Source organism: Mangrovibacillus cuniculi, assembly GCF_015482585.1.
GTDB classification, from domain to species: Bacteria; Bacillota; Bacilli; order Bacillales; family R1DC41; genus Mangrovibacillus; species Mangrovibacillus cuniculi.
Window position 1 is genome coordinate 1,787,055 of record NZ_CP049742.1, and the last position, 16,382, is coordinate 1,803,436.

The window sequence follows — 16,382 nt, forward strand, 5'->3', positions numbered from 1 at the left end:
GGGGATTACCACCTTTCATCGTTCCATTTAGGCACCTTATATTCAAAGTCTCTACCATGAATAATGTTATGACACTTCACACAAACCGTTTCTAAGTTGTCTCTTTCAAGAGCAAGTTCTGGATAGTCTTCCAGTTCTTTTATATGATGGACCACAAGTTGAATCTTCTTCCTCTTAGCACTCTCGCTGTAATTGTTTGTATCAGTAGAGACATAACCATTACGTTTACACTCTTGGCATTCGTAATTATCTCTTTGTTTTATTTCTTCTCTTAGGTTCTTCCAGGCCTTGCTATCATAAAACTTTCTTTTCATTGCATCAGATACCTTATCCATCTTTATCACCACCACTTATTAAACAAAGCAAAAAGAGTACTCTAAAATAGAGTACTCCCTGAGTTAAAACAAACATACGAATGTTTGATAAATCGCAAGTAGACCACAGATGCATGCAATCCCACTTGCTAATTGGTTAGGTACCTTCACCTTTACAAGACAAAATTTTATAACTAGAGCTACCAATATAAATACAATTGATAAAAGTAATAATTGTAAAGCTATCTTGTTTAGGGGCTCACTAAGTGAAGTCCAATCAATATTTAACGTGCTCCCTAAGTAGGACAACATAAATTAACCTGCTTTCTAGTATTCTCATGTTACTATGATATCTCTGAATTACTGGAATAACCTGCCGACATTCTGCCATTAGTCTGACAAATTTCTTTAGATATTAAAATCTTCGTTTTTTCTCCATTCTCCCTCGCCATCATAAAACATAGTTAACTGTCTTATGGCATTAGTCAGTGCCTCGTGCTCACTATTAAAATTAGCGGCTGATGTTATATATACACCAGCTTTGTCTTTCCCTCTATAATAATGGCTAGTACTCATTTGATAAAATCCATCTGCCCCAAGGTATATTTTTATCCCTACATTTTGATCTCCAATGAACAGTGCATATTGATTTACTAACCTCTTAACTTCACTAACGTCTTTTACATTTAAAATTTCAAAGTCTTTATCCACACTTTCCACTCCTATAATCTGTATTAATCATATACAATGAAGCCAATACATTAATTTTCGAGATGATTTTTTGATGTTATTTTTAGGATATGTAACTAGCGTATAGAAATAATCCAGCCCCACTAGCTATTGTCCCTGCATCCTTACCAAATAAACTTCCGGCAATCAAACCTGGTAATGCCATACTGACCAAAAATGGTAATATAACTTCAATCATTGGTTTTAACAAATTTACTAGTTCAAATAATTGAATATCTTGTAACATTTTACACCTCCTCTATGTGTAATACGTTATTACAGTATTGAAGTTTCGTTTATTTGCTTTTTGTTACAAGTACTCCGGCATTATTACCTCTTTCTTATAAGTCATACGAGGATTAGAAGCATAAACTTTAGTAACTCCTCTTCTTATCCCCCATTTGGAGAACTGATTATAAGTAATAAAATCAATTCCTCTTTCACTATAAATTACATGCTTTAACCTAATTTTTGGTTGCTCATCTTTGTGAATTAATAAGAATTGCACGATTTCTTTTCTTGGATTAAAATAAACTTCCTCATCTTCCACAAAATCAAACATGTCTACTGGTCCAACTTCAATCCATTTACCTTGTAGATTAATCTCAAGAAATAAAAGATCTAAGTGATAAAGCATTTAAATACCTCCTAGGAATTATATGCAATAACTTCGACAAACAGGTAAAAATTCCTTTTATTTTGTTGAAATATGTAAATAAAAAAGATAAGAATACGTAACATCAACATGTAATACGAAACGCAGATGGTTTTTGGAATGTTAAAGGAGAAGGAAATCAATAACAACATCAATACTCGGCACTCAGAAAGAAGCCATTAAATCTGCAAAAAGTATCGCTATTAATCAAAAAGCCGTTTTTATTATTCATGATATAGACGAAAAAATACGTGATCTTAAAAGCTATTGAAATGATACGTATCCTCCTAAAGGAAAAGAACGACATGTTTGTTTTAAACAAGCCCAACTACCAAATCACATAAAATAAAAAGAGCTCTCATAAATTGAGTGCTCTTTTTATTATTAATGTCCGACTGTATAACCAGGATCCTTTATCATGTTATATATCCAAGATATTACCACCTTGTATATAGCCCTTGTAATAACTTGTTTACATTCTGTATAGGGTCTGCTAACAATTAATTTCATATTCAATTTTTTCCTTGTAAGTTTCCGACTGATTAAATTCACATACTTCAGCTTCTTTATTTCTAAACCCCCAACTGCTAATCTCTTTTATCAGGAATGCAGTCTTGCCACTTTGTTCATTATTAGAGAGTTGTTTAAGCCTAGTTTTACGTTGATCTATTTTATAAACTCTTAATTTCTAAATTAAATCTTGATCCGCTTTAAAATAAATGTCATTACTTTTATGAAAGTCTGTTGTTTCAACACAATCCAATTAATTCCAAATTCTGTTTAAATTAACTTCAAGTATAAAAAATGCTGATACAATGTTCATTTTATCATCCCTTTTTAGAATAATAAGATCTCGTTAATATTATTTAGATATTTATTAATCGGCATCTAAAAGCAGAAAATCTCTCCCAAATCTTTTAAATAAATAATCTTTATATTCACTAAGATTTTTAGCCATTATGGATAACCTTCCGCACTGTGACTTTCGAATATGAATGAAATTATTTTTTTGATAAAATCCTTTAGCACTATTAGTAGATTCTAGGATTATTATAGGCATACCTGATAAAACAGACACTTTAGCTGCTGTTAATATGGCATCTTCCAGTAACATAGTTCCAATCCCTATACCTCTAAAGTCTTCATTAGTTGCTAAATAATGTAGATTAACTGTAGGGACTACGCTCTTACCTTGTTGTAGTTTAATTTTTAATTCTCTTCTTTTGGTTCCATCAATTGATATAGAATCATTAAATAATGAATAAAACCCAACTATATTATCACCTTTTATAAATAACACAGTTTGAATTAAATTTTTTTCGGTTAGACTGAGGGCTTCGTTTTTCAAAAACTGTTCAATAAATTCCTCATCTTTGCATTTAAATTTTAATAACATTTCAATGTGATTGGAACATAAATACTCTTTTTTTATCTTCAACTCTCCTTTTATCTTCATTTTATTTTCTTAATAACTTAAATATATTTCACCTGGATACAACTGTAAACAAGTTATCCAAAACATAGAATTTGTTTAACTCCCGATTCTTAACACTACAAGTAATATCAAGGTTTCACTTCAAATATATTTTCGAGTTACATCACTATTGATTTATGGATAACTGTATATTTAAATAAAAATCACTACTGAAAGTAGTGATTAAGTTTGGCATTAAGAATATGTATATTTTTAATTACAAACGATTTCACATTTTAACAAGGGGTATCTCTTCCCTTTAACTTGACCAAAAGTTATAAGATAATATGTTGACCAATAAACAATTTGTTGTATTAAGGTAGTTTGCGAAATCACAACTCTATCTCCAAACTTCTTTAGTATTCGATCTTCTGAAAAATGACTTGTATAAAATATTACGCTAGTATTTTTCTCTTTTGCAAGATTCTCAGATTCCCGAATCCACCTAAACAATTTCATAGAAGTTCCTCTTCTCCCAATATGAAGTTCTACTATATTGCTTATTGGATTAAAAAATACATTTTTGGAGTATTTTTGATATAAGAAAAATAAAACTCCGCCAAATGCAACAAGAAAACCTAAATAAGAATATTTTACAATTATAATTAATTGCAAGGGTAGTACATTTGTTTTTATTGCCACAATCATGAATGCAAAAAAGATTATTACACTCCAAAATAACATTTCAGCTAATTGCATTTTTTTCATTGTTATTACCTCACGTTTATTTTTTGAAAGTAGATACACAATCAGTTTTAATTTTACTATATATTTCCTATAAGTGTATCTCCTAACATAAAATTTTTATTTGTAATCTAATTGGCTGTTATATATTGTTCCACTCTTAATATGAATGCCAATCTAAGCAAAGTTTCACCTTTTATGCGGTAGTAAGATCTTTCACTTAATCCCATTTCGTTATATACCTCATAATCATAAATACAATCTTCTTGTAAATATTTTCTAATAATCACCTCTCTTTCTCTTCCATTCAAGCGGTTAACTGCCCTACGAATTTTCTCAATGTAAGCATCACGTTCTCTTTCAAAATCCACTCTAGCAATGGCGACTTCTTCCGTACTTGAATGAAAAGCATACGTTAAAGTAGGAGGAACCAATGAGAACGTAGTCGTCACTTTAGGCAATCTCTCATCTGGAACAGTCAGAAGGTAAAAACGATACTTCTCAAGCGCAGCCTCGACAGCTGCTCTCGTTATTTCTCGATCTATTTCAGGAAGTTTGAATTGTAATTGTTCCATGGTTGGTTCCTCCTCTTTATTAGTTACACCATCTAGCTTTGTTAGCTTTTCTAATTCTCCATTTGTAATCAATCTGATCACCTATAAAACGTTCATTCTCGATTATCCTTTTATGCTTCTTGCCAGATCTTATGGGATGTTTTTCAATATACTTTAATCTTTCTTCTTCGGTCATGTGCCAAACAGTCACTGCACTACTCAACGTTTTCTCCCCTTTCTATTATTATTAAGTTTATGTATTTCATTTCCTCCAAGGAGCTTACAACTATAACCAACTCTCGTAGAACATCTTTTAAAATTAGGACAGCGCATTTGACACGCTGACCTATTGTCTTCCTCAATCATCCAGGGCTTACGAGCAACTGTGATGACAATTTTCATTAAGCAATCACAGGCACTTGACCTTGTTCAATAATATCTGCTAATGCCTCACTTAAGTATTTCTTCACATTCTCCATTGCTTCCAACTTCCAAGCTCCACCATCAGCTTCAAATAGTCCACAACGTGGTCCATTTTGCATGCGAAATACAAAGTCACTAGATGGTTGCTGCACCTCTACAAATGTTCGGTAAGGTGCCAGTGAAACAGGATTAGGAACTTCTACTTGTCCAACTGTCGCTACTCCCACTTTTGCCGTAACGGACTGACTTACTCCATTGTCACCGTAAGTTTTCACATCTTCTTCCTTGATGTTACCTACCACTTTTAGCATGACGTCACGATCAGCATTCTTCACGAAAGCAGACTGCAACTTGATATTGAATGATTCTGCATCATACCAGCTTTCAAAACGATACTCTGGGAGCATAGCTGTAGCTTCGATGAAATACTCACGATTCTTATCCATGTTTAAGGCACCGAACACAACCACATGAGTTGGTGATTTTACATGCACGATTGTTTTACCAACAACATCAAGATTGGATTTTAAATAGTCAACCACTCCAGTTAAGCTGTGGACTGATAATCTGGAAGCAATAGGTGCTTCGACTGGATATAGCTTTTTATCGGACAATGTTTGTCCATTCTCACGAAACAGTTCTACCTCGCCAAGACCTACGATATATTCCAATGCTGATTTAATCATTACGCTTCCTCCTTCACGTTTCTAAAGCTATAGATTTTATTACCGTTATCTTCTTGAATCTCTCCAGTATCCACATCAATCCTCGTTTGGCCTTTAATACCTGACTTTAGTTCTTTACCTGTAATACGGCCAATATCGTCCAAGTCCATGATGATCTTAGCCTCTAGTTTCTTTGCAGAAGCGAGAGTTGTTTTTGCTTCTACGTTAGCCAGCAAAACGTCTCTTGCATCATCACCGACCAAGGTGACTACCAGGTTAATTCTCCTTTTTGCTTTAGGATCCGTATTAAGGTCCGCGAAATTCTCTAATACTCGTTGCAATTCAATATTGAAACGCTCTGCAACTGCTCCATCTGCAAAACTATTTAAATCAACTATTTGTTTCATGTAGTTACCTCCAAAGGTTTTATACTCTTACACACTGAAACTTCAATTCTTGGATTCACGCTGTAATACTTCGATATCGATAGGTCAACAATCTGACTATCATCGTTCCACAGGACCTTGTTGCACGCATCCTTGATCCCTTTTACATAGTTATCTACGTCTGGTTTAGTAATCGGTCTAATTTGACCTCTTTCAGCTGCTTCTTTTTTCTTCTTACTAAAACTTTTAAGTGTTGGTTTGTATATGTGAACCGTTAGCATTAAAGGACCTTCTAACAGTTCCGCAGGTTTGTGCTCAGCAGCAACTAACTTCACATATTGCTTAAAGTCTCGAGACTTCTTTGGATCATACATACGCACACGACCAGCAATTGTACTTGCTCTTGGTCTTCCTTGGGCAACAGGTTCACCGTAAACCGTAAATGAAATCATCCTCATTCTCCCCTCTAGTTGACTGCTACAAATTTAAAACGGTCTTCCGATTGTCGAATGGCTAGCTGTTTCCCTTTTTGGCATCTTAGGTGTATGTAGTTCTGTTCTAATTCCACTAAAGAAAGTTCAAATAACTGCCTACCATCTGGATGCTTGATAAATTGGTGTTTGATTAGCCAATCTGTTAAATAGCTTCGTCTTACATCTTGTTTGTTCTGTGACTCATCCACTCTTTGCATACGCTTGCTCCTCTCTCCAGGATTGAATAATGTTTTTGATCTCACTCATACGTTTCTCACATCTTTCCACAATGGCTGCTCTTTCTTCAACGGAACAAAATTCACACGATTGAATAAGAGTCATTCCAATTGCCGAATCAACGTACAGTACCCCTTTACCACGACAGACATTACACATCGTCAAACATCCCCTCTAATCGGTGATTTAATTGTTTTTTATCTCCACGAATGAGCACCATGTAACTCCGACACATTTCGTAAATCCTTGAACCTAGCGCTTCGTCAATAGATGTAATTTCTCCAATGGTCAGCTCTGATGAAATGAGGATAGGCAAGTGGTTTAGGTACCGGTGATTGATTACCGCGTACATTTGCTCGATGGTCCAGTCTGTTGCTCGTGGTTTTCCTGCTGCTGACTTAAAAAGATCATCGATAAACAAAACATCTACTCGTTTCATGTGTCCGATTTTCTCTTCCAGTGCATTAAAGTCATCACGTAAATCATTAAATCCTTCTACAAAAGGAAAATAGAGTACTGGCGCGTGATAACGCTTCATGAGTGCATTTGACAATGCTGTGAGTAAATGTGTTTTCCCTGCGCCTGGCTGCCCTAACAAGGCAACACTGTTTCCTCGTAAACTACGAATCTCTTGAAAGTCACGACCATAAAACATGGCACATTCAAAGGCATCTTGGATGATTTGTGGTTTACCTTCTGTGATAAAACTTTTAAAACTTAGCCGTTTAAATTCTTCGGTGATGTGACTGGACTTCATCAGCTTTCGAACACGGAACTGGTTGATACAATCGCATTTTCTCCAAACCTCAATGCCGTCTTCGTTGCGGTAAATGAAACCTAGTCTATCTTCACACTTGGTACAGTTAACGTCTGGTCGTTGGTTTGATCCAGCCAACTCTGTCTCCAAGGAGTGGGTCTGTACGCGGTTCTGTAGTTGCTGCAACACCTCTGCGATACTTTTGCTCATTTGCTTTCCCTCCTTTCGCCTTTGGATTGTTTAAGATTGCTTGCACGTACTTTAGATTCCTAGCTCCGTTAAGCACAGACTCTTGCATCGCACGTAAGACTTTTTCCTCTCCAAAGTCGTCGATAAGTGATCCGAGTCTTTCTGCAGTAAAACTACTAATCGTTCCAAATCCTTCTTGTTCAAAAAAGATAAATGGATTTTGAGAGTCGCGAGTGCGCGCTTTATCCTCATCATCTAATTTAGTTTTGTTTTGTTTATGTTTAACTAATGTGGTTACTTCGTGTTCGTCGTGTGTCCGTCCTGTGTCCGCTTTGTGCGCGTTCTGTGTATCAAAACTAACAATCGAATACGATCCAGCTTTGTTTGCTTTCCCGGACTTCTTGTAGATAATTCGGTTACTAGTAATAAGTTCCGTTCTCGCTCTATCCAGCTGTTGGCGAGACAAACCAGTTTTAGCTTGAAGCGCCATATTAGCGATTGTAAACTCACCCTTCCAGCCTGTTTTATTATTCACTGCCATCAATGTATACCAGAGTACAATAGCCCCGCTGTTTAAAGGATTTGTCTCCAACCATTCATAAAATGCGTTCAATTCCTTCACGTAGTTCATCGTCTCACCTCAATTGTTGTAGAATTTCTTATCACACACTGCAAATCCGTCTTTGACAGAAGTAACTCTATAATTTGGATAACGAATCATATATCGCAAAATCCTCTTCTTTAGTTCTTCCTTTTCAGGATCTCCCTCCCAAATACTCTTAGGAAGGAGAACTTTAAAGGGTACATCACTCTTTAACATCAAAGTCCATGTCTAAAGCTTCTTGAGCTGCTTCTTTCATCTCTGTTGCATCTAAATCAAACGGATACTCTATCGTGTTATCTACTTGTTCCGTAATATCTTTCATTTCCGGTTCTCGGTCATCTTCTACTACTGCTGTTTGCATTTCGATAGATAAGATTCCCCATTTAGAGAGGATGGCTTTTAGCACGGTTTTCATAGCCATGGCATCCCAGTCATTCTTCCAACCGAAATCTGATTTACTAAATTTCTGTTTATGCTTTTCAACTTGTTCCTTTGTCCAGTACACGGTTTTCTTAAATCCATTTAGTAATTCAAAGAAAGCAGCATAACCAATGACCTTATCAGAAGACCTCATTTCAAAATCAATGTCTATTTCTTCGGTTAGTGGATTCCATTTGACTAATTCACCTTCATGAATAGGAGTGACGTTGATAAAACGATACTGACCTGTTCTAAGAGCTAACTGAATGTATCCCTTATAACCCAACTGAAATTGTGCCTTCCCTTTGTATGGAACAATCCAGGCATATCCAAGATTCTTATCTACTGGAAGATCTAATGTAGCAGCTATCATTGCTGATGAAATCACAGACATTGGCTCCGACTTCTGCAGCATAGATTCACTGTTGTATAGACTTAAGATGGATGCAGTGAATTGGCTTGCCCGTTTCCCTAACACTTCTTCAAAACGATTTAACACCGCTGGCGATGCAAGTAGTCCTTTTAAAGTTGCACCTTGCACATTTGTAGATTGCTTGTTTACTAGTTGGTTTTTTACTGATGAATTAGTAGCCATGACTTCCTCCTTAACCAATGTCCTTTATAGTAAAACGACGTGAGTAGCTCTCCTTTGTAACTGCTTTATAAATATCCGGATAGTTTGCTTTCAACTGTTTGCTATCTACACGGTTTGAAACAACGTTTTTCCATGTAACTAGCTTGTCTTGTACTTGACCAAGCTCTGCATCACCAAGGGACAGCTTTATCTGATTCTCGTATTCTTTCATTTGCTTTTGGAGAGCATCAATAGACTCCTTTAAATGCAAATAGTCATCAATGGCCTGCTTGTCATCTGTTCCTAAATCAATGACTTTTCCTTCGGCAGCTCGATCATATTTTTCTTTAATGTATTTTTCCGCTGCACTAGATCCATCTAACTTTGGTGGATTGTTGGCTAGAACATGATGCTCCCAAAAATATTTTTCTTCATTAGTAATAATGGTGATTAACTCTTCGTCTCTAGCAATCTCTTTCCAAACGAACTTTTGTCCACCTATGAGTACTGCAATATAGGCTTTTTCGTATTCTGGACCTAACACTGCTAGATAATGCTGTATTTGAATGAGGTAAGCAGCTGGAATTTCGTCATCTTCCCATTCCTTCGCGTTATAGGCAGAAGTAGTTTTACACTCTAATACTGCTTTTTCTCCAACGATTACCCCGTCCACATTTGCTAACATAAATGAATGCTCGGGATGTTGAAGAATAGCGTTTTTCTTCCTTACTTTCTTTCCACTACGGCGTGTAAACTCTTCCGCTACTAAATCTTCTAAAACATTTCCGAAGTAAATCACATCGTTTTCTATTTCAGCTGGCAGTACTTGTCCAGTTTTCTCTAACCATAATTCAAAAGGTGTTTTCCATTTGTTTATACCGAGAATAATCGATGAATCAGATCCACCGATACCCTCTGTTCTTGCTTGTAGCCATTGCTCACGAGTCATATTGACGGTGGAATACAAAGTAATTGCTGACATGTAACACGCTCCTTATTGATTAGTGGATACATTTGTCTTACAATGTAGTTAATTAAATTTTTTTTACTGAGTCCGTGCTCCAACACGGACTTTTTTATTTTGCTTCTCGAAAAGCAAATCCATATTGCTCTTCTAAATACTCACTTAAACTCTCTCGTAAAACCGTTCCCCCAGTCATTGGGTCTAACACTATCTCGTCACCAAACATGATTTCATTACCGAAATAATCATTACCGACACTTTCGTTCTTAAAATCTTCTAAACTAGCATGTCCGATGGATTCTAGATTCTTTACAACCGGATGGTCCAAGATAATCCCCCTTTATTCCTTACCTAAAAACACAAGAGCTTGTTCTAGAGTTTCTTTTACATTTGGATCTTTTTCACTTTTAACTAACGCTCTCATACTTGAAATCACTTTAGATTTCTCTGTAGTAACAGGAGCATATTTTCGCAAGATGATACTCTCCCCATCGACAAAAATCTCTATAGGATTGCCTTCTTCAATTCCTCTTGTTCTACGTAGCTCCATTGGAAGGACTACTCTTCCAAGCTGATCAATCTTTCTTACTACACCTGTAGCTTTCATACTAGTAACCTCCTAAAAATTATTTACGATGAAGTGATACCTCATCAAACTGAGCAAGAAGAAATGGGGAAAGGGGGAAACCAAACTTCTTACTCATTTTGATGAGCACCAAGTGCTCATCGATAGACAAGAAAACAGCTACATGATATGATTTTCGTATCAAGCTGATCCTTGATCTAGAATGTTAAGCAGTAAGCGTTGCACCGCTTGCTGTTTTTTTATGCTCATTTATCGCTACTTTCATAATCCTGCGACGGATGCTTACGAATGTCCTTTGGCGTTTTAAACTCCTAGCAGTTGCTGAGTATCCGGCATTGGTCCATACCTCAATATCCTCTGTCATTCGTGCCTCTGTTAACAGCAGCCGTTGAAATTCTCTCCAAGTTGGGTTAGTGTAATCGGTTTGAATGTTCACGTTTCCTTACCTCCCTCTGCATTCTTTGTAGTCGTTCTATTGCCTGTAAGTGAATATCAATCATTGTCATACATCGTCTTACCTCACCAAAATCTAGGCTGATGAATGTTGGTGCAAGTTTCTTTATGTAGTACAAAACACTGTTAGCGTGGATCACCGCATTTGGTACATCTTCTTGTCTAAGTGCTAAACGTTCCGCAATAAATTCTACTTTCCCCTTCAAATTTGCCCCTCCTCATGACACCTTTCTCGGTATCCAACCTTCGATATATCTAATAGCAGCTAACATGTCTTTTCTCTTAATGTCCTTATAGCTCGCAGTCCCAAAACGATCTTTTAATTCCCTGTACAACTCTCTAAAGAACCTGTTTCTAAGCACTGGATCTCTAGTTTGTAAGTATATTCTCTGTGCTACAGCCTTTTGCAGTCTTCGTTGCTCTCCATGATCTAAAGTAATCTGATTTTCTACCATTCCACGAATCTCTTTCACTTCGTTTTTTACAGCTCCAATTTCTTCGGCAGTTTCTAAAGAGAGTTTCATAGATGCCATTAGTTGTTCTCTTTCACTCAGTACTCTTGGTCGTTTTAGTTCGTCTTCCATTTGTTCAAATAACTCAATGTATTGTTCTTTGAATTCCATAGCACTCGGTCCTGTGTAACCCATAGCCAACAAGGTGAAACCTTTTTTACTCATGAAATACTTAGGCATCGTTTTGTTGATTTACATAGGAGGACTCGGCGAAATTGCCGACTCTAAATTCTTTGCTACAACCAAGTTCTCTAATGTCTCGCATTACTCTTGCATGCTCTTTACCGAATACCTCAGCAACCATTAAACTATCTGTTACAACCTTGTCTGACTGCACAAAAACTAAATTCTTTCTCATTCGCTTCCCTCCAATATTCTAGGTTTTTCATCAAATTCTGCATTCTTGTTAAAAAAGAGAAGAATCACTCTTTTTTTAAACTGAATAAATATCTTTAAAATGTTTATCTAAGAAATCTGCCATTTTAGTTGCTTGAAACGACCAAGTTTGACCTTTAGATTTCGGATAGTAAACAAATCCCCCATTCTCAACATCAAGTATCTTTCTAAACCTTGATGGATATAAGATGTTCTCTTTAATCCATTCATGTTTTTTAGAAGTTCTCTGCTCTAAATCTTTCATAGACCAATAAACGCCCTTTAAGCCTTGCTCTCTCAATTCCTTTAACTCAACTTTTTGAACTAGGACCATATTTTCTGGTATTGCAACTGATAACGAAACCTGTAAACTTTGCATAGTTATCACTCCTTTATTAATGTTAAAAGTGTAAACGACTTAAGAAAAGTAAGTCGTTTACCAAGTTCAGAGTATTAATCACATTACAGCACCCCCATTATGAGATCATTCTATGTTCCTTTTTAGGAACACTTGGTTCAAAAAAATAGGCGATAGGTACGCCGAGTTCATTGTGCATTTGCCAAGCATCTTCTAAGGAAAAATCTCCACCAAAACCATTTAATTTTTTACTTACAGTATTGGGTTGTATACTTAATAATTTGGCCACGTCACGATGTTTAATGTTTTTTTCAACTAGGTAAGCTTTTATCTTATTATAAGGTTGCCTGTTTCTTTTATCCAAGGTGCTCACCTCCTTTTAGTTCCTTTTTAGGAACAAATTAAGCATAATCTACCCTATATCCCTAAGTCAATACTTTTGTTCCTAAAACGGAATATTTATTTCTTATTGTTGCATTAGAGGAACTATTATCGTATTATGTTCCTATATTAGGAATATTGGACGGGGAGAGTACAATAATGAATAACTTTGGAGATAGATTAAGAGAACTTAGACAAAACAAAGACTTATCAATTGATGAGTTAGTTATTAAATTAAACAGTACATATAACACAACGATAAGTAAAAGTATGATCTCGAGGTACGAGAACGGTCAATCAGATCCTAAAATGGAAAATGTAAGAGTAATTGCTGACTATTTTAAAGTTTCTTCTGACTTTTTACTTGGAATTGAGGAGAATATAAATTTAGATTTAAGCTCTAAACTTAACTTAAAAGATGAAAGAGATATTAAAAAAGAGCTTCAAAAAATGATTGATGGGTTAGAAGGAAAAAATGGATATGCAGCGTTTGACGGAGGGACTCTAGATGACTTAGACGAAGAAGATAAGGAGCTACTTATTGCTTCATTAGAAAATTCTTTGCGCCTTGCTAAAAGATTATCGAAAGAAAAGTTCACTCCTAAGAAGTATCAAGATAAAGAGTAAGGGGAACTAGGGATGGAACATATAGAGAGAAAAGTTCAATCACTTATAAAAAAGCATGATACAAATAATCCTCTTCTAATGGCTAAGTCATTAGGAATCCAAGTGGTATTTGAACCCCTTGGAAAAACACTAGGATACTATAGCAAACACTTTAGAATTAAAGTAATCCATATTAACGAACAACTGGATCAAGAACAGCAATCATTTGTTTGTGCACATGAATTAGGACATGCTGTTTGTCACCCAGATTCCAATACACCTTTTATGAAGAAAAACACTCTATTTTCAACAGATCGAATTGAGCAAGAAGCTAACGCTTTTGCACTTTCATTATTATTCTTTGAGAACGACCTTAGTAGCCCTCTTACTCTTGAGCTTGCTATGAACAAATACGGCATCCCTCAAAAACTACTCAGGTCTTCACATATATTTTTTTAACCCAATAACCGAACATACGTTTCTATAAGGAGGAGAAATAATGGCTAGTATCACAAAGAGAGGTAAGACTTGGCAATTCACAGTCAGTAGATATGTTGATGGAAAATATACACCTATTCGAAAAGGAGGATTCACGACTAAAAAAGAAGCTAAATTAGCTGCAGACGAAGTGGAATTAGATTTATCAAAAGGTTTTGCAGCTTCTTATAAGTCTGATGTTTTTGCAGACTATTTTGAGGATTGGATAAAAGATTTTAAGTCCACTAAAGCTCGTACTACCGTTGAGCGTTATCAAAATAGCCTCAATGTCGTTAAAAAGGAATTTGGAGCAACTTATATCCAAGACATCACAAAACGGAAATACCAGCAATTTTTAAACGCATTTGGGGAGTCTCATACTAAAGGGTCAGTTAGGAAGTTGAATACTCATATTAGGGCTTGTGTGAAAGAAGCGATAGACGAGGGAAAAATACGGGTAGATTTCACTCGAGGAGTAGAATTCATTGGTAAGGTGAAAGAAAAATCAACTGCCGAAAAGCATTTGAGTTATAACGAGACAAAAAAGCTACTGAAAGAACTAGTTGAGCACATTGATCGAAGCCCTCTTTACTTGCTTCTTATCTTGGCTGTCCAGTCTGGAATGAGGTACAGTGAACTGCTAGGTCTAAAACGAACGGATTTTAATTTTAGAAGCAACACAATAAATGTAGAACGGGCGATGGACTATAAAAAAGGGACTGGTTTAGGACCACTTAAGACGGAGCATTCGGAACGCAAAATTGAAATGGATACCTGGACTATGGATTTATTTAAAGACTATTTCAAGAAGGTACCCTCAAACATACAAGGATTGGTCTTTTTTAACCCTCATTCCTCTTCCGGTACTTTCAGTAACGAACGAGCTAATCGTGTCTTAAAAGAGAGTTTAGAACGAATTGGTGTGGATCCAGTTAACGTTCACGGGTTACGTCACACGCATATTTCTATTTTGTTGTATAAAGGCGTGAATATTTTATATGTTTCTCAACGGGCTGGTCACGCAGATACAAATATCACGTTGTCTACTTACGCACATGTAATTGAAGAACTCCAGGAATCAGAAGTCCAAAGAACAAAAGATATCTTATTAAAGATTGTGCATTAATGTGTAGTGTAATGTGTAGTAAAAAAATAAAACATATCTTTATTTATCTTTTTGTCTTAGAAAAGAAAAAAGCTCCAAACCTTGATATATCAACGGTTCAGAGCATTTTTTCATTTAGTCATCTTGACCTAAAAAATCATTTTTACGTCCCAGGAGGGATTCGAACCCCCGACCGACGGCTTAGAAGGCCGTTGCTCTATCCTGCTGAGCTACTGAGACATATCCAGAAATCTTAAGGACAAGATTTATTATAGGTAAACCTTGCTAAAGTGTCAATACTTTTGTAGAAAAATTTTAAAGTGTTTAAGAAAAGTTTACTTTCTTCACTTCTCTATGTTTTTCATCCAAATACGTTACCTGTATTTCAAGGTCATCAAACGTTATCACTGCATATGTCTTCGGATTTCCACCACGTGGTAAAGAAATGCTTCCAGGATTCAAATAAATAACTTCGTCCATCTTCTCTACCCCTAATAAATGGGAATGACCGAAAAAAGCAAATGACACTCCCGCTTCCTTAGCCTTATACGTTAAAGGCAACAACGACATTTTGATATTCTCCATGTGACCATGAACAACTAGATACTTTTTTCCTTGTACTTCTTCTGTGATATGAAGAGGAAATTCGCGATCCATATCACAATTTCCTCTTACAGCATGAAAGTGTTCCATAATAGGCGATGATTTCAACAACTCACTATCTCCACAGTGAATGAAAGTATCAGCTGTCGCCTTATGTTCTTTCACGATTTCCTCTAATACACTAGAATCTCCATGATTGTCGCTAACTACAACCCATTTCATGATTATTCCCCCAGTAGTTCCGGTAGTAATCCCTTTAACTTCTTAAGGGCATTCCCACGATGACTTCGTTCATTCTTCTCTTGACTAGAAGCTTCCGCAAACGTTTTTTGCAATTCTTCTATGTAGAAAATCGGATCGTATCCAAATCCGTTTGTCCCTTGTGGCGCTTCTGTAATTATTCCATCACATGTACCTCTTACCGTGAATGTTTCTTTATTAGGTGATGCAACAGCTAAGCAACACACAAAGCTAGCGGAACGTTTTTCTGCTGATACATTTCTTAGTTCTTCTAAAATCTTTACAATGTTTGCCTCGTCACTTTTTTCTTCTCCAGCATATCTAGCAGAATAAACGCCTGGTCGACCATCTAGGGCATCAATACTCAGGCCAGAGTCATCTGCAATTACCATGGTGTTGTAAAGAGAGGAGATCGCCTCTGCTTTTAAAATGGCATTTTCCTCAAATGTCGTTCCCGTTTCTTCTACATCTGGTGCGTCAGGAAAATCTACTAATGTTTTTACCTCGTATCCGAACTCCCCAAATAAAGTAACAAATTCTTTGGCTTTCCCTTGATTGTGCGTAGCAATAATGACCGTTTTCAT

General features: G+C 36.1%; 29 protein-coding genes, 1 tRNA gene and 2 pseudogenes. 4 read left to right on the forward strand and 28 right to left on the reverse strand.

From position 1 onward, the window contains the following. Positions 1-5: 5 nt before the first annotated feature. The 4 genes from G8O30_RS09160 to G8O30_RS09175 form a co-directional block, all read right to left on the reverse strand. Positions 6-335: an HNH endonuclease gene (locus tag G8O30_RS09160; protein WP_239671787.1), complete on the reverse strand. Its 330-nt coding sequence runs from the start codon at positions 333-335 to the stop codon at positions 6-8. A 387-nt stretch (positions 336-722) separates the two neighbouring features. After that, positions 723-1,025, reverse strand: coding sequence for a hypothetical protein (locus G8O30_RS09165; RefSeq protein WP_239671788.1), 303 nt, complete (start codon positions 1,023-1,025; stop codon positions 723-725). An 82-nt stretch (positions 1,026-1,107) separates the two neighbouring features. Next, positions 1,108-1,290 (reverse strand): hypothetical protein, encoded by a 183-nt coding sequence (locus tag G8O30_RS09170; protein ID WP_239671789.1) that lies wholly within the window; start codon positions 1,288-1,290, stop codon positions 1,108-1,110. A 63-nt stretch (positions 1,291-1,353) separates the two neighbouring features. Beyond that, positions 1,354-1,680 carry a hypothetical protein gene (locus tag G8O30_RS09175; protein ID WP_239671790.1) on the reverse strand — a complete coding sequence of 109 codons (327 nt, stop codon included), beginning with the start codon at positions 1,678-1,680 and terminating at the stop codon, positions 1,354-1,356. Between the two features lie 172 nt (positions 1,681-1,852). On the opposite strand from G8O30_RS09175, the gene G8O30_RS16270 reads away from it, so the two are divergent. Continuing rightward, complete coding sequence (locus G8O30_RS16270; protein ID WP_420844619.1) at positions 1,853-1,969, forward strand: DUF2188 domain-containing protein; 117 nt, start codon at positions 1,853-1,855, stop codon at positions 1,967-1,969. 606 nt (positions 1,970-2,575) lie between these two features. Here the strand turns inward: G8O30_RS16270 and G8O30_RS09180 are convergent. From G8O30_RS09180 to G8O30_RS09280, 21 genes and pseudogenes are all read right to left on the reverse strand, one after another. Beyond that, positions 2,576-3,136: a GNAT family N-acetyltransferase gene (locus tag G8O30_RS09180; RefSeq protein WP_239671791.1), complete on the reverse strand. Its 561-nt coding sequence runs from the start codon at positions 3,134-3,136 to the stop codon at positions 2,576-2,578. Positions 3,137-3,385: 249 nt separating this feature from the next. Next, complete coding sequence (locus G8O30_RS09185) at positions 3,386-3,880, reverse strand: hypothetical protein (protein ID WP_239671792.1); 495 nt, start codon at positions 3,878-3,880, stop codon at positions 3,386-3,388. Between the two features lie 107 nt (positions 3,881-3,987). Continuing rightward, positions 3,988-4,431 (reverse strand): ArpU family phage packaging/lysis transcriptional regulator, encoded by a 444-nt coding sequence (locus tag G8O30_RS09190; protein WP_239671793.1) that lies wholly within the window; start codon positions 4,429-4,431, stop codon positions 3,988-3,990. A gap of 19 nt (positions 4,432-4,450) precedes the next feature. After that, positions 4,451-4,633 (reverse strand): hypothetical protein, encoded by a 183-nt coding sequence (locus G8O30_RS09195; protein WP_239671794.1) that lies wholly within the window; start codon positions 4,631-4,633, stop codon positions 4,451-4,453. A 178-nt stretch (positions 4,634-4,811) separates the two neighbouring features. Continuing rightward, positions 4,812-5,519, reverse strand: a complete 708-nt coding sequence (locus G8O30_RS09200; protein ID WP_239671795.1) for a hypothetical protein — start codon at positions 5,517-5,519, stop codon at positions 4,812-4,814. Continuing rightward, complete coding sequence (locus G8O30_RS09205) at positions 5,519-5,905, reverse strand: replication terminator protein (protein WP_239671796.1); 387 nt, start codon at positions 5,903-5,905, stop codon at positions 5,519-5,521. The genes G8O30_RS09200 and G8O30_RS09205 overlap by 1 nt, the downstream gene beginning before the upstream one ends. Beyond that, entirely contained in the window at positions 5,902-6,336 is a 435-nt protein-coding gene (locus tag G8O30_RS09210; protein WP_239671797.1) for a RusA family crossover junction endodeoxyribonuclease, read from the reverse strand. The genes G8O30_RS09205 and G8O30_RS09210 overlap by 4 nt, the downstream gene beginning before the upstream one ends. Before the next feature lie 14 nt (positions 6,337-6,350). After that, positions 6,351-6,575, reverse strand: a complete 225-nt coding sequence (gene fbpA, locus G8O30_RS09215) for a Fur-regulated basic protein FbpA (protein WP_239671798.1) — start codon at positions 6,573-6,575, stop codon at positions 6,351-6,353. Continuing rightward, a complete protein-coding gene (locus G8O30_RS09220) occupies positions 6,559-6,753 on the reverse strand; it encodes a hypothetical protein (protein ID WP_239671799.1) in 195 nt (64 codons plus the stop codon). Before G8O30_RS09220 ends, fbpA begins: the two co-directional genes overlap by 17 nt. After that, positions 6,746-7,561 (reverse strand): DnaA ATPase domain-containing protein, encoded by an 816-nt coding sequence (locus G8O30_RS09225; protein WP_239671800.1) that lies wholly within the window; start codon positions 7,559-7,561, stop codon positions 6,746-6,748. Before G8O30_RS09225 ends, G8O30_RS09220 begins: the two co-directional genes overlap by 8 nt. Then, positions 7,458-8,171 carry a DnaD domain-containing protein gene (locus G8O30_RS09230; RefSeq protein ID WP_239671801.1) on the reverse strand — a complete coding sequence of 238 codons (714 nt, stop codon included), beginning with the start codon at positions 8,169-8,171 and terminating at the stop codon, positions 7,458-7,460. The genes G8O30_RS09225 and G8O30_RS09230 overlap by 104 nt, the downstream gene beginning before the upstream one ends. A 175-nt stretch (positions 8,172-8,346) precedes the next feature. Beyond that, positions 8,347-9,159 (reverse strand): recombinase RecT, encoded by an 813-nt coding sequence (locus G8O30_RS09235; RefSeq protein ID WP_239671802.1) that lies wholly within the window; start codon positions 9,157-9,159, stop codon positions 8,347-8,349. Between the two features lie 10 nt (positions 9,160-9,169). Next, positions 9,170-10,120 carry a YqaJ viral recombinase family nuclease gene (locus G8O30_RS09240; protein WP_239671803.1) on the reverse strand — a complete coding sequence of 317 codons (951 nt, stop codon included), beginning with the start codon at positions 10,118-10,120 and terminating at the stop codon, positions 9,170-9,172. Between the two features lie 94 nt (positions 10,121-10,214). After that, positions 10,215-10,430, reverse strand: coding sequence for a YqaI family protein (locus G8O30_RS09245; RefSeq protein WP_239671804.1), 216 nt, complete (start codon positions 10,428-10,430; stop codon positions 10,215-10,217). A 128-nt stretch (positions 10,431-10,558) separates the two neighbouring features. Further along, positions 10,559-10,709: pseudogene (locus G8O30_RS16275) on the reverse strand (AbrB/MazE/SpoVT family DNA-binding domain-containing protein); the annotation flags it as partial. Between the two features lie 184 nt (positions 10,710-10,893). Beyond that, positions 10,894-11,124, reverse strand: coding sequence for a hypothetical protein (locus tag G8O30_RS09255; protein ID WP_239671806.1), 231 nt, complete (start codon positions 11,122-11,124; stop codon positions 10,894-10,896). Next, positions 11,099-11,347 (reverse strand): hypothetical protein, encoded by a 249-nt coding sequence (locus tag G8O30_RS09260; protein ID WP_239671807.1) that lies wholly within the window; start codon positions 11,345-11,347, stop codon positions 11,099-11,101. Before G8O30_RS09260 ends, G8O30_RS09255 begins: the two co-directional genes overlap by 26 nt. A 12-nt stretch (positions 11,348-11,359) precedes the next feature. Beyond that, positions 11,360-11,764, reverse strand: a complete 405-nt coding sequence (locus G8O30_RS09265; RefSeq protein WP_239674531.1) for an ORF6C domain-containing protein — start codon at positions 11,762-11,764, stop codon at positions 11,360-11,362. After that, positions 11,765-12,011: pseudogene (locus G8O30_RS16210) on the reverse strand (Rha family transcriptional regulator); the annotation flags it as partial. Between the two features lie 75 nt (positions 12,012-12,086). Further along, positions 12,087-12,407, reverse strand: a complete 321-nt coding sequence (locus G8O30_RS09275; protein WP_239671808.1) for a DUF771 domain-containing protein — start codon at positions 12,405-12,407, stop codon at positions 12,087-12,089. A 97-nt stretch (positions 12,408-12,504) separates the two neighbouring features. Continuing rightward, the gene (locus G8O30_RS09280; RefSeq protein WP_239671809.1) at positions 12,505-12,750 is read right to left on the reverse strand and encodes a helix-turn-helix domain-containing protein; all 246 of its coding nucleotides are present in this window, start codon (positions 12,748-12,750) and stop codon (positions 12,505-12,507) included. Between the two features lie 176 nt (positions 12,751-12,926). Here G8O30_RS09280 and G8O30_RS09285 point away from each other — a divergent pair, with 176 nt between their 5' ends. Genes G8O30_RS09285 through G8O30_RS09295 form a run of 3 tightly spaced genes read left to right on the forward strand, consistent with a single transcriptional unit; the run spans position 12,927 to position 14,976 of the window. Beyond that, entirely contained in the window at positions 12,927-13,394 is a 468-nt protein-coding gene (locus G8O30_RS09285) for a helix-turn-helix domain-containing protein (RefSeq protein ID WP_239671810.1), read from the forward strand. A gap of 12 nt (positions 13,395-13,406) precedes the next feature. After that, positions 13,407-13,832, forward strand: a complete 426-nt coding sequence (locus tag G8O30_RS09290; protein WP_239671811.1) for an ImmA/IrrE family metallo-endopeptidase — start codon at positions 13,407-13,409, stop codon at positions 13,830-13,832. Positions 13,833-13,872: 40 nt separating this feature from the next. Beyond that, positions 13,873-14,976 carry a site-specific integrase gene (locus G8O30_RS09295; protein WP_239671812.1) on the forward strand — a complete coding sequence of 368 codons (1,104 nt, stop codon included), beginning with the start codon at positions 13,873-13,875 and terminating at the stop codon, positions 14,974-14,976. Between the two features lie 145 nt (positions 14,977-15,121). Here the strand turns inward: G8O30_RS09295 and G8O30_RS09300 are convergent. The 3 genes from G8O30_RS09300 to G8O30_RS09310 all read right to left on the reverse strand — a co-directional run bounded on the left by G8O30_RS09300 (position 15,122) and on the right by G8O30_RS09310 (position 16,382). Continuing rightward, positions 15,122-15,195, reverse strand: a tRNA-Arg gene (locus G8O30_RS09300). 84 nt (positions 15,196-15,279) lie between these two features. Continuing rightward, positions 15,280-15,780: a metallophosphoesterase gene (locus G8O30_RS09305; protein ID WP_239671813.1), complete on the reverse strand. Its 501-nt coding sequence runs from the start codon at positions 15,778-15,780 to the stop codon at positions 15,280-15,282. A 2-nt stretch (positions 15,781-15,782) separates the two neighbouring features. Then, entirely contained in the window at positions 15,783-16,382 is a 600-nt protein-coding gene (locus G8O30_RS09310; protein WP_239671814.1) for an XTP/dITP diphosphatase, read from the reverse strand.

What these genes read in the sequence shown, in the direction of transcription:
- G8O30_RS09160 (WP_239671787.1), bottom strand. Translation starts at nt 335, where the DNA reads ATGGATAAGGTATCTGATGCAATGAAAAGAAAGTTTTATGATAGCAAG.
- G8O30_RS09170 (WP_239671789.1), bottom strand. Translation starts at nt 1,290, where the DNA reads ATGTTACAAGATATTCAATTATTTGAACTAGTAAATTTGTTAAAACCA.
- G8O30_RS09175 (WP_239671790.1), bottom strand. Translation starts at nt 1,680, where the DNA reads ATGCTTTATCACTTAGATCTTTTATTTCTTGAGATTAATCTACAAGGT.
- G8O30_RS09185 (WP_239671792.1), bottom strand. Translation starts at nt 3,880, where the DNA reads ATGAAAAAAATGCAATTAGCTGAAATGTTATTTTGGAGTGTAATAATC.
- G8O30_RS09190 (WP_239671793.1), bottom strand. Translation starts at nt 4,431, where the DNA reads ATGGAACAATTACAATTCAAACTTCCTGAAATAGATCGAGAAATAACG.
- G8O30_RS09200 (WP_239671795.1), bottom strand. Translation starts at nt 5,519, where the DNA reads ATGATTAAATCAGCATTGGAATATATCGTAGGTCTTGGCGAGGTAGAA.
- G8O30_RS09205 (WP_239671796.1), bottom strand. Translation starts at nt 5,905, where the DNA reads ATGAAACAAATAGTTGATTTAAATAGTTTTGCAGATGGAGCAGTTGCA.
- G8O30_RS09210 (WP_239671797.1), bottom strand. Translation starts at nt 6,336, where the DNA reads ATGATTTCATTTACGGTTTACGGTGAACCTGTTGCCCAAGGAAGACCA.
- fbpA (WP_239671798.1), bottom strand. Translation starts at nt 6,575, where the DNA reads ATGCAAAGAGTGGATGAGTCACAGAACAAACAAGATGTAAGACGAAGC.
- G8O30_RS09220 (WP_239671799.1), bottom strand. Translation starts at nt 6,753, where the DNA reads ATGTGTAATGTCTGTCGTGGTAAAGGGGTACTGTACGTTGATTCGGCA.
- G8O30_RS09225 (WP_239671800.1), bottom strand. Translation starts at nt 7,561, where the DNA reads ATGAGCAAAAGTATCGCAGAGGTGTTGCAGCAACTACAGAACCGCGTA.
- G8O30_RS09230 (WP_239671801.1), bottom strand. Translation starts at nt 8,171, where the DNA reads ATGAACTACGTGAAGGAATTGAACGCATTTTATGAATGGTTGGAGACA.
- G8O30_RS09235 (WP_239671802.1), bottom strand. Translation starts at nt 9,159, where the DNA reads ATGGCTACTAATTCATCAGTAAAAAACCAACTAGTAAACAAGCAATCT.
- G8O30_RS09240 (WP_239671803.1), bottom strand. Translation starts at nt 10,120, where the DNA reads ATGTCAGCAATTACTTTGTATTCCACCGTCAATATGACTCGTGAGCAA.
- G8O30_RS09265 (WP_239674531.1), bottom strand. Translation starts at nt 11,764, where the DNA reads ATGGAATTCAAAGAACAATACATTGAGTTATTTGAACAAATGGAAGAC.
- G8O30_RS09275 (WP_239671808.1), bottom strand. Translation starts at nt 12,407, where the DNA reads ATGCAAAGTTTACAGGTTTCGTTATCAGTTGCAATACCAGAAAATATG.
- G8O30_RS09285 (WP_239671810.1), top strand. Translation starts at nt 12,927, where the DNA reads ATGAATAACTTTGGAGATAGATTAAGAGAACTTAGACAAAACAAAGAC.
- G8O30_RS09290 (WP_239671811.1), top strand. Translation starts at nt 13,407, where the DNA reads ATGGAACATATAGAGAGAAAAGTTCAATCACTTATAAAAAAGCATGAT.
- G8O30_RS09295 (WP_239671812.1), top strand. Translation starts at nt 13,873, where the DNA reads ATGGCTAGTATCACAAAGAGAGGTAAGACTTGGCAATTCACAGTCAGT.
- G8O30_RS09305 (WP_239671813.1), bottom strand. Translation starts at nt 15,780, where the DNA reads ATGAAATGGGTTGTAGTTAGCGACAATCATGGAGATTCTAGTGTATTA.
- G8O30_RS09310 (WP_239671814.1), bottom strand. Translation starts at nt 16,382, where the DNA reads ATGAAAACGGTCATTATTGCTACGCACAATCAAGGGAAAGCCAAAGAA.